Origin of the sequence: Lysinibacillus sp. A1, assembly GCF_000801965.1 — a bacterium.
Classification (GTDB): domain Bacteria; phylum Bacillota; class Bacilli; order Bacillales_A; family Planococcaceae; genus Lysinibacillus; species Lysinibacillus fusiformis.
In genome coordinates this window covers 143,967-159,794 of sequence record NZ_JSZM01000017.1, presented here as the reverse complement: position 1 = coordinate 159,794, position 15,828 = coordinate 143,967, and the positions used below count along the sequence as shown (strand labels likewise).

Here is a 15,828-nt window from a genome sequence, read left to right as displayed (position 1 = left end):
ACACTTATGTCGAAACAGAAATGGCTTTGGGGAATTATTGTTCTTTTACTCGTCGTTTCCTCCACAGGTATTATGATGAGGTGGAATGCGGAGCAATCGAATGATTCTTATGAAATTGTGATTCCCTTTGATGAAATACAAACTGCAGATAAAAACAGTGATTTAACAATGGATGAAATCCTTTCTTCCTTAAAGGAAGCTGGACTGACAACTGTTAGTCTAGAGCCTTTAACGTTAAAGGAAATGGAAAAACAAAATTTAATTACTGTTTATAAAGAAAACGACCTAGCAGCACAATTATTATTTACACCTTATAAAGATGCTGTTGATCGTTCAAAGAGTGGTTACTATATTCGAGTACCTGAAAATGCTGACTACCAAAAACTCATCAAAAATAGCGTAGAGCCAGAGGAAGTTCAAATAGGAGAAGAGGCTTTTTATTTCCTCCCTACTTCTAACCATAACTTTGACTTAAAAACACCAATTGGCTACGATCAACCTGCTATGGATGTCATTAGTAAGCATGGATTAGGCTATGTCTTTAAAGTGGAAAATGCCGATAATGAAGTGGCTAACGATAAATTGGTGAATCAATTACTAGCTTTAAAAGATGGTTCATCAGGTCGCTTGCTTGGTCAAGGCGATGAAGCGATTGGCTTTGGACAAGAAGACGGCCATCAATTAGTAGAAAAATTAAGTGATGCTGGCTATTACTTCTATACAATTGAAAGTAATCCATTGAAGGGCGAAAGTAAAATCGCCCAAAAGACCGATTACAAGATGATTCGTTTGCATAGTATTAACATCAACAGACAAACGAAATTAAAGTTAAATGAAAGTATTGACCGTACAACAAGAGCTGTAAAAGAGCGTAATATCCGCTCTATCTTCTACCATATTAAAACAACTGGTAATGCCAAGGAAAATGTGGAGCAAACAATTGACTACTTAAATGGAGTACACGATGCAATGCCAGATCATTTCCAACCTGGCGAGCCAAAGCTGTTTGATAAGGTAGCTGTACCAGCCTGGGTCACAGCGGCTGTATTATTAGCAGGTATTTTATTTACCTTTATCGTTTCAGAATTAGTCAAATGGTTGCCTCTACGCTTTGCGGCAGCTGGATTTATGACAGTACTAGCTATTGCATACTTTATCCTGAAAAGTACTCTATTCTTACAGGCATTTGCATTAATTATTGCAGTCCTTGCACCTACCTATGCCGTAATTAAATCGGCTCAAGGTTCTACGAAAATGTCTAAAATTCTTGTGCAATACTTGAAGGCAGTAGCGATTAGCCTTATCGGGATTGTTATTGTCATTGGCTTATTAAATGGCAATGCCTTTATGACAGGCTTTGCTACGTTCAAAGGCGTGAAGTTAGTTTATCTGATTCCAATTATGGGCGTCCTCCTATTTACATTAATTGAGATCAACCGACTAGCTGATCAAAATATTAAAAAATCTTTATCAAATACGGTAACATTGTTAAACAAAGAATTAAAATATTGGCATGTACTTCTACTAATTGTGGTGGCGGGTATCGGTTTATTCTACATTAGCCGAACTGGTAACTCTGGCTCAGTTAGCGATTTAGAATTAGCGTTTAGACAATGGCTAGAAAATACCTTATATGTACGACCAAGAACGAAGGAATTCTTAATTGGTTTCCCATTCTTTGTTTTAGCATTATACGTAATGGGCATTAATCGCAAATGGGGTAGTATCTTACTCGTACCAGGTGTGATCGGGTTCTTATCAATCGTTAACACCTTTACACATTTACACATTCCAGTAGCTGTTTCTGTATTGCGTACACTATACAGTGTGTCTCTTGGTTTTGTTATAGGACTGGTCTTTATCCTAATTTTCAAAGTAGGTTATCGTTGGGTTTCTAAGGCAATCGCGAGGTGGTCATAATGCACATTGTTTTATCTGGCTATTATGGTTTCGATAATGTCGGAGATGATGCTATTCTGTTGTCCATTATTCAAGGCTTGAAGAAATGGCAACATGATATAGAAATCACTGTATTGTCGAATAACCCTTCTGCTACAGAGCAAACGTATGGCGTGAAAGCCGTGAATCGTTGGAAAATGAAAGAAATCCACCAATTGCTTAAAACAGCTGATGGACTTATTAGTGGCGGCGGCAGTTTAATGCAGGATCAAACTGGCATGAAAACTATTCCTTACTATGCGGGCGTTATTCAAATTGCAAAATGGCTGAAAAAGCCAGTATTTGTTTACGCCCAAGGTATGGGCCCAATCAACCACACTCTTAGTAAATTTATCGTGCGTAAAACCTTTAACAAGGTTGATCAAATTACCATTAGAGATAAAGCTTCCCAAACTCTTTTAACAGAGATTGGTGTACGTAAAGAGGCTAAAATCGTGCCGGATCCTGTTATGGGGCTAAACGGTGGCGACTTTCATTGTGAATGGTTAGAATATGAATCTCTAACAGCCGAAAGCTATATATCAGTTAGTGTTCGTGACTGGCCATCTACAATAGCGTATAAAGAAAAAATAGCACATAGCCTAGACCAATTAGTGCGTCAGGGTGAGCAAATTGTTTTCTTACCCATGCATGGTGAGCATGATTTTAAAACTTCTCAGGAAGTGGCAGCACTCATGCAGGAAAAAAGCTTAATTGCTCCTTCCGATTTATCCATTGAGGAAAAAATCGCGGTTATTGGACAATCTCAATTATTAATTGGGATGCGATTACATTCCCTAATTTTTTCTGCCATTTATGCTACACCGTTTATCGCCATTTCGTATGATCCGAAAATTGATGCATTTGCTGATATTGTTGATCAACCGGTAATTGGGCATGTCGAGAAGGATGATTGGAACGGTGTCACATTGTTCGAACGAGCGATCGCCATTCTAGAATCGTATACGACCGTTCAAGAAAATATGCGTCAGGCTGTGCTGCCATTACAGCACGAAGCTACAGCAACGGCTAAATTAGCGATTGAGACTTTTTCTAAATAAACATTAAAAATGATGAATTTCAATATTAATTGAAATTCATCATTTTTTTCCGACCTCTAATAATTTTAAAACGGACTGTGCCTGCTGCATATGCATCGCCAAAACATATTGACTAGCCTGCATTAAAATCTGGGCTTTTACCATATTCATCATCTCTTTTGCAATATCAGCGTCTCGAATTCGTGACTCTGCTGCTTGTAAATTCTCTGCGGTATTCACATTGGCATTATAGGCATGTTCCAAACGGTTTTGATAGGCACCAAGACGAGAACGTTCATTGGATACTCGTTTTAAAGCGTCTTCCATAGAAGATATAGCCTTATCTGCCTCATCCCTCGTAGCAATCGAAACATCTTTCAAACCTAGTGCTTCTGAACCGACACCATTGATCAACAATTCAATGCTCTGCCCTGCATTGGCACCTGCCTGTATTTTAATCCCATTTGTTTCATAATCGCCGTTCAGTAATGTTTTTGTATTAAATTCAGTATCGGTTGATATACGTTGAATTTCCTTCTTCAGCTCTTGGAACTCCAAATCCAGTTGTTTCCGGTCTTCATCCGTCAATGTATCATTGGCTGCCTCCACTGCCAGTTCTCGCATACGCTGAATCATCGCATGTGTCTCATTTAATGCGCCCTCTGCTGTCTGCACTAATGAGATGCCATCCTGTATATTCTTTGCCCCCATATTCAATCCGCGAATTTGAGCACGCATTTTTTCAGATATGGCAAGACCGGCTGGATCATCTGCTGCACTATTAATTCGGTAACCTGTAGAAATTCGTAGCATTGCTTTACTCATAGCACCGTAATGTCGATTCATATTATTCAAGATCGACATCCCCGTAGCCGACCAATTACCTAACATTTACTCACCACCTTCTGTCACTTATATCGGTCTATCCTCCATTTTTTTAATATTTAGTTCGGGAATAGTTTCCAATATATCGGGATTTATTAACTATTTGCAGAAAAATTATTCTTTCCGCTAAACTTTTGACCTATCCTGGATAATAAAAGCACCCCTTTTTTCTAGTAAGAAAAGTGGGTGCTTAATGGGCATACCATCTATTCAATTTTGAAACCCCCAAGGTGATGGTTCTTTTGCTGTAATAGATTAAAAAAGAGTGATTTATTGTTCTCTAATAATGCTTGATCGATTAAGTTATCTAGATTTTTATTTTCAATCTCTGCAATAAGTTGATCAATTTCGCCTACAGTCACAGTCGATACAAGCGGAAGTTGTTGCTTTGGTGTTGCGCTTTCGAGTATAGGTGCCAGATGATCATGGACGTTCGTAATAAGGAGTAGCTGATAAAGTGGTAATCGAATAAATCGATTGCCCTTTTGGAATACAAACACCTCAGATAAATTTTCAATTTGTTGTGTCTTCATGTTGATAATCATCTCTTTACCTTCTATGGGAATGAAATGGAAAATCTCATTCTCTTTTAAAATAGAGAAATATTGATAAGCAAATACGAGACGTAATTTGTCTCCAGTAATTTTTGTATAAAACGGCTTCATGTATTGAACTTGCATCATCCTTCATCCCTCCCGATTATCTGATTATTCAGATTTTAACACAAATCAAAAGTCTTGTTAACTATCTTTGAATCAATTTCTTTCTTTCTGATCATTCAGCTTATCATTGCCTCATTTTAATCGTATAATGGAAGGACAGTCTTTTTTCCTTTACTACAATTAATCCATATTCAACATAGCCATATATGAAGAAAGGAGTGAGGTGATGGCATTGTCAATATCGCAATTGGCTAAAGAGCATCAAGAATTCGTGTTAACTAAATTAAAAGAAGCTGAACATGATTTACATCCTTCCTCTACGGAAGATGAAGAACTAGTCCGTCGTGCTGTCTTTTCGGTTAGAAATAAGTCAATTATTTTTGACCGTTTTAATGGAGCCAGTTCTATATTATATGCAACTGTCCAGGATGTCAGACCCGCTTCTGTTGAAATTGATTTCACCAAGGAAGAGCTACGCTGTAGCTGTCCTCACCCAAAATGGTGTCGACATCAGGTAGGTACTTTACTTGCTCTCTACCAGTACTTTGATTCAGTTCAAAATTGGTCGAGTGCTTGGCGTGCTCAAAAATCTGTCCAGTTAAAATCATTAGCTGATGAACGTAGCCCACAAAGTTGGTCCATGATGGTTGAGGAAGTAATGAAACGACTATTGCCACCAGGTCGCGTTTTAGAAGGCTATGGCCTTTCTGCTATAAGGACTGATGCCTTGGAGCGTCTTCGTCGACATATGCCTTTTGAGCGTGAATGGCAACCTCTTTATAAACTGTATATGGAGTTAGCTATTTTCAATACGATTTGGCGACATTTAAATGAAACACCTGGTCATTCATTGGATTCACCTTATATGAAATACTTTATTGATCAAAGCAGTCAATCGTTTGAGAGCATACTTACAGAGCTGACTAATCGGTCTCGACTTTTCGCGACTGATCCGTTTTATGATGCTCTTCAAGAGGAAGTACGGACGTTTTTATTAGAACGACATGGACTATTTCCAAATCGACTTCGCCTGTACATGCTACTTTGGGCGGTGCTTTTTTATGAAAAGCCTCGACGTGAGCAGGAATTAGATTATATAAATAATCTTGAAAACCTTTCAGCAGAAATATCATTAGAATCATTAAGGTTATTATTTTATGTACTCTTACAAAAAGAGGACTTACTGCTTGAAAGTTTGACACATATTAAATTGCAACATATACAAGATCTATTTGAACTCGCTACATTTGCTCAACGTGCTGGCGAATCACATGCGATGGCTATTATTTTACGAGCAATACTGCCAATGACAGAAGCCTTTTTACAGGAAGTCGTTCCAGTGGTACAACGCGCTCACTATGTTCGTCAATTTCAGCTTTTATTTGATGAAATACAGCTTACCGAGGAAGAGGAAGCCATTCTATACAGCGCCTTTGGAGTCTACGGCCTTCAACCATTCTCTTCGTTCTTAATTAAAAAAGGACGTTATCGAGATTGGGCAGCTCTTCATCAATTAAATCCTTCTTCACTATCTTATTTAGAGATGTGTGGATTAAAGGATGTGTTACAAGTTGAACCCGCTACGGTTTTACCTTTATATCACGTATATGCCATGGCGGAAATTGCCCAAAAATCACGCATGAATTATAAGCAGGCAGTGCGCATTTGGAAAAGTATGCGTAGTGCCGCAAAACGGGCTGGTAAAATGGCTTATTTTGAAACGTATATACAAACAATTCGTTCAGAATATAAGCGACTCCGTGCGTTACAGGAAGAAATCGAGAAAGGAAACTTAGTATGATGACAATAAATGCCAATGCTCCTTCCCCTTTTTCTAAAACTCAACAGCTTCGTATTGATGTAGCTCGGGAAGGATATTTTACGTTGCGGGGCTTTACTGCAAATGGTACAACAATCGACGTAGAAACATTCAAATCTTCATTGTTCTTTACGTATGAGGCAAATATCTACGGCTTACTAACCAATCAGGCTGATTTAACAATCGAGGTGTCCACTGCTGAGCTTCTTGATATTTTTTCATTAAGCTATCAACATCCCTTTATCAGCTGGGTTGGTGTAAATGAAGATAGTAAAGAATGGCTCGGTAAAGTATTGGCGTTACAAGCTTATTGGCAGGAGCCCTCTCTTTGGTCACATGCTGTCATTGCAAAGGATTTTTCTTCACTATCCTTTCCTATAGAGAATATAGATTCTGCATTATTAGAAATGGCGGTACAGCAAAAACTTTCACAAGTTGGCCTAATACTTTCTGATTTACCAAAGCTATTGCCCTTTTTCTTGCGAGGTGGCTGGCCATTAGATCAAACTCGCCAAGTTGGTGCGATTACAGTGTCTTTACGATTAAGTGAGCCAGAAGAAGATTCAGATGTTTGGCTATTAGAAACGGTCCTTAGTACCCCTACAACAAAAAATTACTGGACACCTGCCATTCGTAAGCAGTCATTACTTATCGAAGATGCTCTACCTACAAAATGGCAAATGTTTGCAACTGAAATTGAGCAGCAACAACAACAAATAGCCGATCTACTATCTAAAGATGCGATCAGTAGCGAAACCTTTATTCGTGTGACACTTGAAGACATGGAGGTACGATCTTTTTTACGTGAGGATCTTGCCAGATTACAGGCACTTGGCTTTGATGTGGTACTTCCTGCATGGCTAAAGGATTTAAAACAATCCAAATTCCGTGTCCGTGTCACAACTAGCAATGCATCCACAAAAAAAGTCGCTGGATTAGATGATATTTTAACGTTCAAGTGGCAATTTTCAATGAATGGACAGACCATTTCGCCTGAGCTATTTAAAAAGTTAGTGGAGGAAAAGCGTGAATTTATTCGAATAGGAACAGAATGGTTCCGTGTTGACGCTAACTGGATGCAAGAAATGCGTGCTCTAATGCAGCAGGCAGAAAATGAGAGCTGGACTGTCCGAGAATTATTATTCAGAGAATTGCCTGAGGATTTATCTGCACCTCTTGAAGAAGAGGATGCTGAAGATGCGCTTCGGGATGATCCTATCTTTGCATTGGAGATACAACAATCGTTAAAGGCTTATATGGAACAGCTCTTAGATAAAAAGGGTTTACCTGCTGTGCCAATTCCAGAGTCATTACAAACAGAATTACGTCCTTATCAAATTGATGGCTTTGAATGGCTAGTCTTTATGCGTCAGCAAGGTTTCGGTGCGTGTCTAGCCGATGATATGGGTCTTGGTAAAACAGTACAGATGATAGCCTATTTACTTCATATATATGAAGCAATAGCTGATTATACAAAACCATCCATTATTATTTGCCCAACCTCAGTGCTTGGTAACTGGCAGAAGGAGCTTGCTCGATTCGCTCCTTCACTAATTGTCCATACTCATTACCAAACTAACCGTGCAAAAGATGATGATTTCAAAAAAATGATATCGATTGATCAGCCACATGTCATTTTATCAACCTATGGCACTGTGTCACAGGATACTGAATTTTTACAGGATATTGACTGGGCAACTGTTGTATTAGATGAAGCTCAAAATATAAAAAACATGCAGACCTTACAATCAAAAGCCATTCGTAAATTACTGGGTGATCATCACATTGCACTGACTGGCACGCCTGTAGAAAATCGTTTATCTGAGCTTTGGGCTATCTTTGATTTTATTCATAAAGGCTATTTAGGTAGCTTTGGTCGCTTTAATGAAGAATTTATATTGCCCATTGAACGAGATGAATCTGAATCCCATAAACAAAAGCTACGCACGAAAATTCAACCATTCTTATTACGTAGGACAAAACGTGATCCGCATTTGCAGCTGAACTTGCCAGATAAGCTAGAATCAAATGAGTATTGTCCATTAACAGCCGAGCAAGCTTCTCTTTATGAAGGCTATATTTTAGAGACGCTTGATCAGCTAGAAGAGTTAACAGGCTTTCAAAAAAAGGGACGCGTCTTAAAAATGCTCAGTAAATTAAAGCAACTATGTAATCATCCTGCCCTATATTTAAAGGAACCTTTCGAGGATGCCGAAACAATGCTTGCACGTTCGGCAAAGCTAGAGCGCATTGTGCAAATGGCGGCTGAAATTGTGGACAATGGCGAGCAATGTCTGATTTTTACACAGTATATCGGAATGGGACAATTGCTACAGCATTGTTTAAGTGAATTATACAATGTAGATGCACCTTTTTTAACCGGTGCCATGCCTAAGCAGCAACGAGACCGCTTAGTAGAGGCGTTTCAGGCAGGAGATTTCCCGATATTTATTCTCTCCTTAAAAGCAGGTGGAACAGGACTTAATTTAACAGCTGCTAATCATGTCTTACATGCAGATCGCTGGTGGAATCCCGCTGTCGAAAATCAAGCAACCGATCGTGCTTATCGCATCGGTCAAACACAATTTGTGCAAGTCCATAAATTTGTAACACTTGGCACAATTGAAGAAAAGATAGATAAAATGCTAGCGCAAAAATCAGCACTATCTGAAGAACTTATTCAATCAAGCCAGTGGTTGACTGAATTAGAGGATCAAGAACTTCGTGACCTCATTTCATTAGATATATATTAATGACAAGCGCCAAGGGCAAAAGTTCTTGGCGCTTTTTCAGTGGAACCATGTTTACTTCTCTTCTCTTCCCTACTTACTTCATAAACATATTCAGTTGTGTTAAAAATTTCATTGCTGTGCGGTCTACAGCAACTTTTCAGTAAAAGTTAGTCCACATCATTCCTTTCTGTTACAACGGTGCAAGAAGATTAAGGAGAATGGCGGATCAGACAATAATTTTTCCTGCGCCGTATGTAGCATGCTATGGCAGTACAAAGTCTTTTAAGTCTTCCTGTTCATTCGGAGGAGGTGGCGTCACAATTGAAGCTTCGCCACTGTCCCTTTGTTTAAGCTGATAAAAATGAACATCTTCGACCACTACTTCTGTCATAAAAATTTTAGTGTTTTCTTCATTTACAAATGACCTAGTTTGAATACGGCCGTTTGCACCAATTAATGAGCCTTTCCCGCAATACTTGACAATATGTTCTGCAAGCCTTCCCCAAACTGTACAGAATATGAAATCTGTGTCTACTTCCCCATGATTATTTTTGAAATTGCGATTAATGGCAAGTGAAAAATGAGTCTGCACACGATTTCCAGATAAGTAGCGTAATACCGGATCTTTCGTAAACCTTCCGACCAGTCCGACTTGATTCATTCATTCACCTCCTTTGCTTTGGATTGCTCTCATCTTACAAAACGATTCCAATATTAGCAAAATCAGAAAGTGATAATTTGCATCAATTCTTCAGCATAAAATAGGTAAATTACCTGTTTTATTTTTCTTTTATTTCTTATTTTTTCACCAGAATGCTTTAGGCAGTAATGGCAAATGCTATTTCATGAAATCAGCAATTTCGCATTTATTGAGATTAACGAGCAGGTGCGTATGACCAACAACCGTAGCCGTATGTGTTATACTAAAAGAATGACAGACTTAGGAGGAATATACATAATGAAAACATTTAAAATGCTTTCCTTTGACCTTGTCACAAAAGATGGCGTGCAACCATTCCCTTTAGTCGATGGCATTATTATTAATCAGGAAAATAGCCATCAGTCTTGGGTACTCGAATTGTTTATGGAAAAACAATATCGCTCAACCTTTGATGAGCTCTTAGCGAATGCTACTATTTTTAATGTACGTGCCGTTATTTCATTTCCCGATAATGAACCCGCTCCTTTCCAGGTAATCGTACATACTGTTCAAGAAATCGGTGACCATGTATCCGTACTTTTAAAAGGTACACTCAAGATAAAACGCTCTAAATATGCTGAACAATTACTTTCTGAACTACTAGCTGAAGGTGTTTCTTTAGAACATTTACTGGAACGCTTTACAAAAGATATGAAACAGCGGCCAAAATTAAAGAATGACTGACGATGCAAAATTTTTGCATCGTTTTTTAACGCTTGTACAATCTTGGAAATTTTTCTGTTAGATGTGGGCTTGTAAGCACAGGTCTTTAGTGAACAAGATCATGAGTAGCGTAAAATATTATATTTATATAGTTACTCCGCTTCCCTGACTCATAAAAAAAGAGTGTTTTCCATATAGGAAACACTCTTTTGATATTATCGATTGTTCATACCATCACGATACTTCTCAGTGTCGTTGGCTTTTTCATCCACCATGTTGTCATTACGCTCAACACCGTTTACGCCATTCGCATTTGGTACGTTGTCATAGCCATTTGTGCTGTTAATATCAGCATTTGACCCAGGCGTTGTTGCTTCAGGTAATGTTGTATTTTCATTTACAGTACCTCGTTCAACACCATTTACATTTCGATCGTATGCATCGTCTCGATTATTCGGATCCAATGCGTCCTCGACACGATCCACACCATTACGAACGTCATTCTCTGCGTCTCTCACAGGATGATCTTCAACTGCATTATTTCCCCAGTTACATCCTCCAAGGAATACAGTAGCCAGAATAATGGTTAAAAATGACATTTTCCACATAGCAAAAAACCTCCTTTCTTGGTACTATGTCATCAAATACATCATGTGTATTTGTGATCTAACATAGATTGCCCGAGAAAGGAGGGAACTATCCGATTTTTGTTCAAACTATTTCTGTTTTTCTTTTAATAACTGTTCAATATATGCTGCTTCTGCTTTACAGTCATAGCTATAGTCTGTGCCTAGCTCTTTTTGCAATGCCTCGATTGTTTCAACTTGCTGTGCTGTTGGTTCTTCATTTAAAATTTTGGCAATGACCTCATCAATTTTTTGTGCCATCTCTTCATGAAACTCTGCACTCATCAATATTTCGGCTGGAATTTTTTCAATCCATGCTGCATTCTCTTGGAAATAAGTCTGCCAGCTTGCAATGAAGTCTTCCATAGAAAAGCGCTCTTCATCCCAACCAATACTTGCTAAGTATGTTTCAAAAGATGTTGAAATAGAACGAGTAATGCTAATTTTAATACCTGAAGACAATTCCTTATACATCTTAATAATCCTCCTACGTTTGTAAAACCTAAAAATTACATCTATTTCAATTCACAATCGCTTAATCGCCATCGCAATTTAAGAACCTACTAGTCTCAATTTTTTTGACTTGACTTTATCTATTTTATATCTTGTGGTCTATAAATGCAAATTATGCTTGCTTTGGCTGCTCAGGTCCAATTGCAAATAGAATATCGGCTTCACATACAAGTTCTCCATCTACAGTTGCTATTCCATGTCCTTTACCCATCGAACCACGAAGTTTTACAAACTCCACTTCCAATTTAAGTTGGTCTCCAGGTACTACTTGACGTTTGAAACGACAGTTATCAACACCCGTTAAAAATGCCAAACGTCCTTTAAATTCTTCTGCATTTAAAAGAGCTACTCCACCTACTTGTGCTAATGCCTCTACAATTAGCACACCTGGCATTACTGGATATCCTGGGAAGTGCCCATTAAAGAAATCCTCATTCATAGAAACATTCTTTAAGCCTACTGCACGTTTTCCTTCTTCTAATTCAATAATGCGATCTACAAATAAAAATGGATAGCGGTGTGGTAAAATTGCTTGAATTTGCTCTGCTGTTAACATGTCATATCCCCCTCAAAATAAAGTATGTATACACAAAGTAAGGTAAAGAATAAAATTATTCTTTACCATGCATAATATCAAATATATGTTGCCATGTTTCTCTTTTGAAAATATCCATAGCATTTCCTTCTCCAATAACACTAAAGCCAACCATTGCGCCTAACGTTGCGGCAGCAACAACTAAGATGAGAACAATTACAATGCGTAACCAAATCGGAATCAGTCGGATTTGCACCCATCGAACCTCGCGTTGCTCTCCATTTGAGCGGCGTTCTTTCTTTTCTGGTTGCGTATCGGTTTCTTGTGTCGGCACAGAACGTCGACGTGAATCGTTTGTCATAAATTGTACTCCTCTTCATTCCTTGCTTTTTAGGATGACTTCCTATCGAATACCATTAATAAGACCAAGCATTTGGTCTGCTAATGTAACCGTTCTTGCATTGAATTGATAGGAACGTTGTGTTTGAATTAGTTCTGTCATTTCCTTCGAAAGGTTAACGTTGGACATTTCTAAAGTACCACCTTGCATGCCAATTTGCTGACGATTAGCACCTACTAGCTCTGTTAGAACCTCAGCTTGTGTAAAGCCAAGTTCAGCAAGGTTGTCTGGTAATCCAACATAAGAACCTGAAACATGTTCCATTAGTTGCGGTTTTTGGAATTCAGTAACCGCTAAATCCGTACGAATGATATCGCCATTTGGATAAGATGCTTCTAGTATACCACCATCTCGTACTGAAAATCCTTGCACATTATCTGGTAATGTAATAGCTTGTCCAGCAGCATTTGCCACTGGGTATCCCTCAGCCGTTACTAGCATAACTGTTCCATTATTTAGCGGCGATAAATAAAAGTCACCTTGTCGAGTATACACTGTTTCGGTTCCATTTTCACCATTTGGCATTAAAATATTGAAATATTGTTTTGCTGTTGTAAAGGCTAAGTCTAAATCTCGATTAGTCGTTTGCAAAGAACCTTGCTTTTGATTGGATTTAATTTGGCCAAGCATTGCGCCTGATCCATAGCGAATACCAACAGGTGTTTGTCGCTCAGCACGATCCAATTTGTCGTTATTAAACTGTTGATAGAGTAACTCATTGAAAGATGCTTCCTTCGCTTTAAAGCCTGTTGTATTGCTATTGGCGATGTTATTACTAATCGTATCAAGTTTATTTTGTAATTGGCCCATTGTATTAGTTGCTGTAATCATTGTACGTAGCATTTATAAAAAGCCTCCTGTTCTGTTTCGTCCATTAAATTTTACCGATTTCATTAACAGCTTTTTCCATGCTGCGATCATAAGCTTGTAATACTTTTTGATTGGCTTCAAATGCTCGGTACGCTGTCATTAAATCTGTCATGGCACGACCAGAATCTACGTTTGATCCCTCTAAGAAGTTTTGTCGTAGTGTAAAGGAAACACCATTCGCTCCATAGGCTGATGGCAGGTTTACGCCATTTTCTGTTCGAATAAGACCGTTATCTTGTTTCTGTAGCATATTCGGATTGGCAGCATATGATACGCCTACTCGCGCTACTTGCTGATTATTAACGTAAATGGCGCCACTTTCATCGAGGCGAAAATCATCATTAGGTAACTGGATTCGTTGTCCAGCATCATTTAACACATAAAGGCCTTGCCCATTTACTAAATAGCCTTGGCCATCCAAAGTAAAATTACCATTACGTGTATAGGCTTCTCCACCATCTGGATGTGCGAGTCTGAAGAATATTGAGCCAGATACACCCTCTTCATTTTGTGGTAAGTTTCCATCAATCAATGCCATATCTGTTGTAAAATCCGTGCTATAGATTTGGCCCTGTATGTAATTTGGTAATGTTTCTTGTAAATATGTCCCCGTATTTAATGCGCCTACTTGATTCATATATTCGGCACCAGCTTGTTGATTGGCAGGCGCATTTGTTTTTCCGATGCTAGACATCAGCATATCTGGAAATGAACGAATCGTTGATTGGTCTGCCTTAAATCCCGGTGTATTCGCATTAGCTAAATTGTTGGATAGTAATTCTGTTCTTCTTTGTTGCGTGATCATACCGGTTGCAACTGTATAAAAACCTTTAAACAAAGAGATCACCTCATTTTAATTTTATAAGGACGCTGGTACACGATCTATATTTTCGAGCATAATGCCTGTACCAATAGCTACACAATCCATTGGTCTTTCAGCAATGAAGACAGGTACCTTTAATTCTTCAATTAATAGTTGGTCCATACCATGTAAAAGTGCTCCGCCACCAGTAATAATAACGCCGCGATCGATGATATCAGCCGATAGCTCCGGTGGTGTTTTTTCTAAAACATTTTTTGCAGATTGAACGATCATTGCTACAGATTCGTGTAATGCACGTTCGATCTCTTCAGAATGAATAGAAATTGTACGTGGTAAACCTGTCACCATATCACGACCTCGGATATCCATTGTATCATTACGACTACCTTTGAAAACTGTTCCGATTGTCATTTTGATGGCTTCTGCTGTGCGTTCACCAATTAGCAATTTATATTCTTTTTTAATATATTGTAAAATATCGTTATCAAACACATCCCCTGCCACTTTAATGGATTCACTTGTGACAATATCACCCATTGAAAGAACGGCAATATCTGTTGTTCCACCGCCGATATCAACTACCATATTTCCGCTTGGTTGGAAGATATCCATGCCTGCACCAATCGCTGCTACTTTTGGCTCTTCCTCTAAATATACTTTTTTACCGCCTGATTTCTCTGCCGCTTCACGAATTGCCTTTTGCTCAACACTTGTAATATTCGTTGGACAACAAATTAGAATACGTGGCTTTGCTAAAAATCCTTTGACATTTAATTTATTGATGAAATGTCTTAACATCGCTTCAGTCACATCAAAATCTGCAATGACTCCATCTCTGAGTGGGCGAATTGCTGTAATATTACCTGGCGTTCTCCCTACCATTTGGCGAGCTTCTTCCCCTACCGCTAATACTTTATTTGTCTTTTTATCAATAGCCACTACAGATGGTTCATTTAGGACAATCCCCTTACCTTTAACATGGATTAATACGTTCGCAGTACCTAAGTCAATGCCGATATCTTTCGAAAACATTTTATAATTTCTCCTTCCCGCCAGTTCCAACTACATAACGTTCATTTTATCTCTTTATCTAGAATATTTTATCATATTCTATTGGTAATTTCACCCTAAATTTAATGATAAAGACTGCTTTCTTTTCACGTTCTGGACGGCAATAATATAGTATTACTTTACCTTATACAAACTTATTTTATGCCTGTTCACACAACAAAAAAGAACGAATCAATCTTGACTCGCTCTTTCTTTCCACTTGTTTTTCGTTGCTTCTCCTCCGCGAATATGACGTACGGCCTTATGGTAGGCGAGTATTTCTTTCACTTGGTCAGCTAATCCTTCATGAATTGTTGGTAATCGCTCTGTTAAATCTTTGTGCACCGTACTTTTTGAATAACCAGTCATTTTCGCGAGGACTCGCACAGTCTCACGCGTCTCAATCAGTAATTCACCGAGGCGTATGCAGCGCTTCCGAATGTGCTCATGCACGTTCTTCGTCCTTTCCACACAATTTCACAAAATGCTTTGGCAATCAGATGCACATTTGCGCATTTCTTCACCTTATGTGAGGACAAAGCTATTCAGAACACGTTTTGCATTTTCCTAAT

General features: G+C 38.5%; 16 protein-coding genes. 5 read left to right on the top strand and 11 right to left on the bottom strand.

The window, feature by feature from the left end:
* The first annotated feature begins 6 nt into the window (after nt 1–6).
* Together PI85_RS15355 and csaB are read left to right on the top strand one after the other, a co-directional pair.
* The gene (locus tag PI85_RS15355) at nt 7–1,920 is read left to right on the top strand and encodes a DUF5693 family protein (RefSeq protein ID WP_036123095.1); all 1,914 of its coding nucleotides are present in this window, start codon (nt 7–9) and stop codon (nt 1,918–1,920) included.
* Nucleotides 1,920–2,999 (top strand): polysaccharide pyruvyl transferase CsaB, encoded by a 1,080-nt coding sequence (csaB, locus tag PI85_RS15350; RefSeq protein WP_036123093.1) that lies wholly within the window; start codon nt 1,920–1,922, stop codon nt 2,997–2,999. Before PI85_RS15355 ends, csaB begins: the two co-directional genes overlap by 1 nt.
* Before the next feature lie 39 nt (nt 3,000–3,038).
* Here the strand turns inward: csaB and PI85_RS15345 are convergent, their stop codons facing one another.
* Together PI85_RS15345 and PI85_RS15340 are read right to left on the bottom strand one after the other, a co-directional pair.
* Nucleotides 3,039–3,869, bottom strand: a complete 831-nt coding sequence (locus PI85_RS15345; RefSeq protein WP_008181370.1) for a flagellin — start codon at nt 3,867–3,869, stop codon at nt 3,039–3,041.
* 200 nt (nt 3,870–4,069) lie between these two features.
* On the bottom strand, nt 4,070–4,546 hold the full coding sequence (locus PI85_RS15340) for a hypothetical protein (RefSeq protein ID WP_036123090.1): 477 nt from the start codon (nt 4,544–4,546) through the stop codon (nt 4,070–4,072).
* A 205-nt stretch (nt 4,547–4,751) separates the two neighbouring features.
* On the opposite strand from PI85_RS15340, the gene PI85_RS15335 reads away from it, so the two are divergent.
* Together PI85_RS15335 and PI85_RS15330 are read left to right on the top strand one after the other, a co-directional pair.
* Nucleotides 4,752–6,326 carry a hypothetical protein gene (locus tag PI85_RS15335; protein WP_036123087.1) on the top strand — a complete coding sequence of 525 codons (1,575 nt, stop codon included), beginning with the start codon at nt 4,752–4,754 and terminating at the stop codon, nt 6,324–6,326.
* Entirely contained in the window at nt 6,323–9,097 is a 2,775-nt protein-coding gene (locus tag PI85_RS15330; protein ID WP_036123085.1) for a DEAD/DEAH box helicase, read from the top strand. Before PI85_RS15335 ends, PI85_RS15330 begins: the two co-directional genes overlap by 4 nt.
* A 241-nt stretch (nt 9,098–9,338) precedes the next feature.
* On the opposite strand, the gene PI85_RS15325 is transcribed toward PI85_RS15330, so the two are convergent.
* Complete coding sequence (locus PI85_RS15325) at nt 9,339–9,737, bottom strand: single-stranded DNA-binding protein (RefSeq protein WP_036123082.1); 399 nt, start codon at nt 9,735–9,737, stop codon at nt 9,339–9,341.
* 297 nt (nt 9,738–10,034) lie between these two features.
* Between PI85_RS15325 and PI85_RS15320 the strand changes: the two genes are divergently transcribed.
* Nucleotides 10,035–10,460 (top strand): YwpF family protein, encoded by a 426-nt coding sequence (locus PI85_RS15320; RefSeq protein ID WP_025114753.1) that lies wholly within the window; start codon nt 10,035–10,037, stop codon nt 10,458–10,460.
* 194 nt (nt 10,461–10,654) lie between these two features.
* Here PI85_RS15320 and PI85_RS15315 read toward each other — a convergent pair whose 3' ends face one another.
* From PI85_RS15315 to PI85_RS15280, 8 genes are all read right to left on the bottom strand, one after another.
* On the bottom strand, nt 10,655–11,047 hold the full coding sequence (locus PI85_RS15315; protein WP_036123080.1) for a hypothetical protein: 393 nt from the start codon (nt 11,045–11,047) through the stop codon (nt 10,655–10,657).
* 108 nt (nt 11,048–11,155) lie between these two features.
* The gene (locus tag PI85_RS15310) at nt 11,156–11,539 is read right to left on the bottom strand and encodes a hypothetical protein (RefSeq protein WP_008181355.1); all 384 of its coding nucleotides are present in this window, start codon (nt 11,537–11,539) and stop codon (nt 11,156–11,158) included.
* 151 nt (nt 11,540–11,690) lie between these two features.
* On the bottom strand, nt 11,691–12,134 hold the full coding sequence (gene fabZ, locus PI85_RS15305; RefSeq protein WP_036123078.1) for a 3-hydroxyacyl-ACP dehydratase FabZ: 444 nt from the start codon (nt 12,132–12,134) through the stop codon (nt 11,691–11,693).
* 55 nt (nt 12,135–12,189) lie between these two features.
* On the bottom strand, nt 12,190–12,474 hold the full coding sequence (locus PI85_RS15300) for a DNA-directed RNA polymerase subunit beta (RefSeq protein WP_025114757.1): 285 nt from the start codon (nt 12,472–12,474) through the stop codon (nt 12,190–12,192).
* A gap of 42 nt (nt 12,475–12,516) precedes the next feature.
* On the bottom strand, nt 12,517–13,356 hold the full coding sequence (locus tag PI85_RS15295) for a flagellar hook-basal body protein (protein WP_036123074.1): 840 nt from the start codon (nt 13,354–13,356) through the stop codon (nt 12,517–12,519).
* Nucleotides 13,357–13,387: 31 nt separating this feature from the next.
* Complete coding sequence (locus tag PI85_RS15290) at nt 13,388–14,221, bottom strand: flagellar hook-basal body protein (RefSeq protein ID WP_036123071.1); 834 nt, start codon at nt 14,219–14,221, stop codon at nt 13,388–13,390.
* 21 nt (nt 14,222–14,242) lie between these two features.
* The gene (locus tag PI85_RS15285) at nt 14,243–15,238 is read right to left on the bottom strand and encodes a rod shape-determining protein (RefSeq protein WP_008180529.1); all 996 of its coding nucleotides are present in this window, start codon (nt 15,236–15,238) and stop codon (nt 14,243–14,245) included.
* A gap of 210 nt (nt 15,239–15,448) precedes the next feature.
* On the bottom strand, nt 15,449–15,709 hold the full coding sequence (locus tag PI85_RS15280) for a sporulation transcriptional regulator SpoIIID (RefSeq protein ID WP_025114760.1): 261 nt from the start codon (nt 15,707–15,709) through the stop codon (nt 15,449–15,451).
* Nucleotides 15,710–15,828 lie beyond the last annotated feature (119 nt).

Bases quoted from the DNA above. Each gene is read 5' to 3' on its own strand.
- PI85_RS15355 (WP_036123095.1), top strand. From the start codon at position 7: ATGTCGAAACAGAAATGGCTTTGGGGAATTATTGTTCTTTTACTCGTC.
- csaB (WP_036123093.1), top strand. From the start codon at position 1,920: ATGCACATTGTTTTATCTGGCTATTATGGTTTCGATAATGTCGGAGAT.
- PI85_RS15345 (WP_008181370.1), bottom strand. From the start codon at position 3,869: ATGTTAGGTAATTGGTCGGCTACGGGGATGTCGATCTTGAATAATATG.
- PI85_RS15340 (WP_036123090.1), bottom strand. From the start codon at position 4,546: ATGATGCAAGTTCAATACATGAAGCCGTTTTATACAAAAATTACTGGA.
- PI85_RS15335 (WP_036123087.1), top strand. From the start codon at position 4,752: ATGGCATTGTCAATATCGCAATTGGCTAAAGAGCATCAAGAATTCGTG.
- PI85_RS15330 (WP_036123085.1), top strand. From the start codon at position 6,323: ATGATGACAATAAATGCCAATGCTCCTTCCCCTTTTTCTAAAACTCAA.
- PI85_RS15325 (WP_036123082.1), bottom strand. From the start codon at position 9,737: ATGAATCAAGTCGGACTGGTCGGAAGGTTTACGAAAGATCCGGTATTA.
- PI85_RS15320 (WP_025114753.1), top strand. From the start codon at position 10,035: ATGAAAACATTTAAAATGCTTTCCTTTGACCTTGTCACAAAAGATGGC.
- PI85_RS15315 (WP_036123080.1), bottom strand. From the start codon at position 11,047: ATGTGGAAAATGTCATTTTTAACCATTATTCTGGCTACTGTATTCCTT.
- PI85_RS15310 (WP_008181355.1), bottom strand. From the start codon at position 11,539: ATGTATAAGGAATTGTCTTCAGGTATTAAAATTAGCATTACTCGTTCT.
- fabZ (WP_036123078.1), bottom strand. From the start codon at position 12,134: ATGTTAACAGCAGAGCAAATTCAAGCAATTTTACCACACCGCTATCCA.
- PI85_RS15300 (WP_025114757.1), bottom strand. From the start codon at position 12,474: ATGACAAACGATTCACGTCGACGTTCTGTGCCGACACAAGAAACCGAT.
- PI85_RS15295 (WP_036123074.1), bottom strand. From the start codon at position 13,356: ATGCTACGTACAATGATTACAGCAACTAATACAATGGGCCAATTACAA.
- PI85_RS15285 (WP_008180529.1), bottom strand. From the start codon at position 15,238: ATGTTTTCGAAAGATATCGGCATTGACTTAGGTACTGCGAACGTATTA.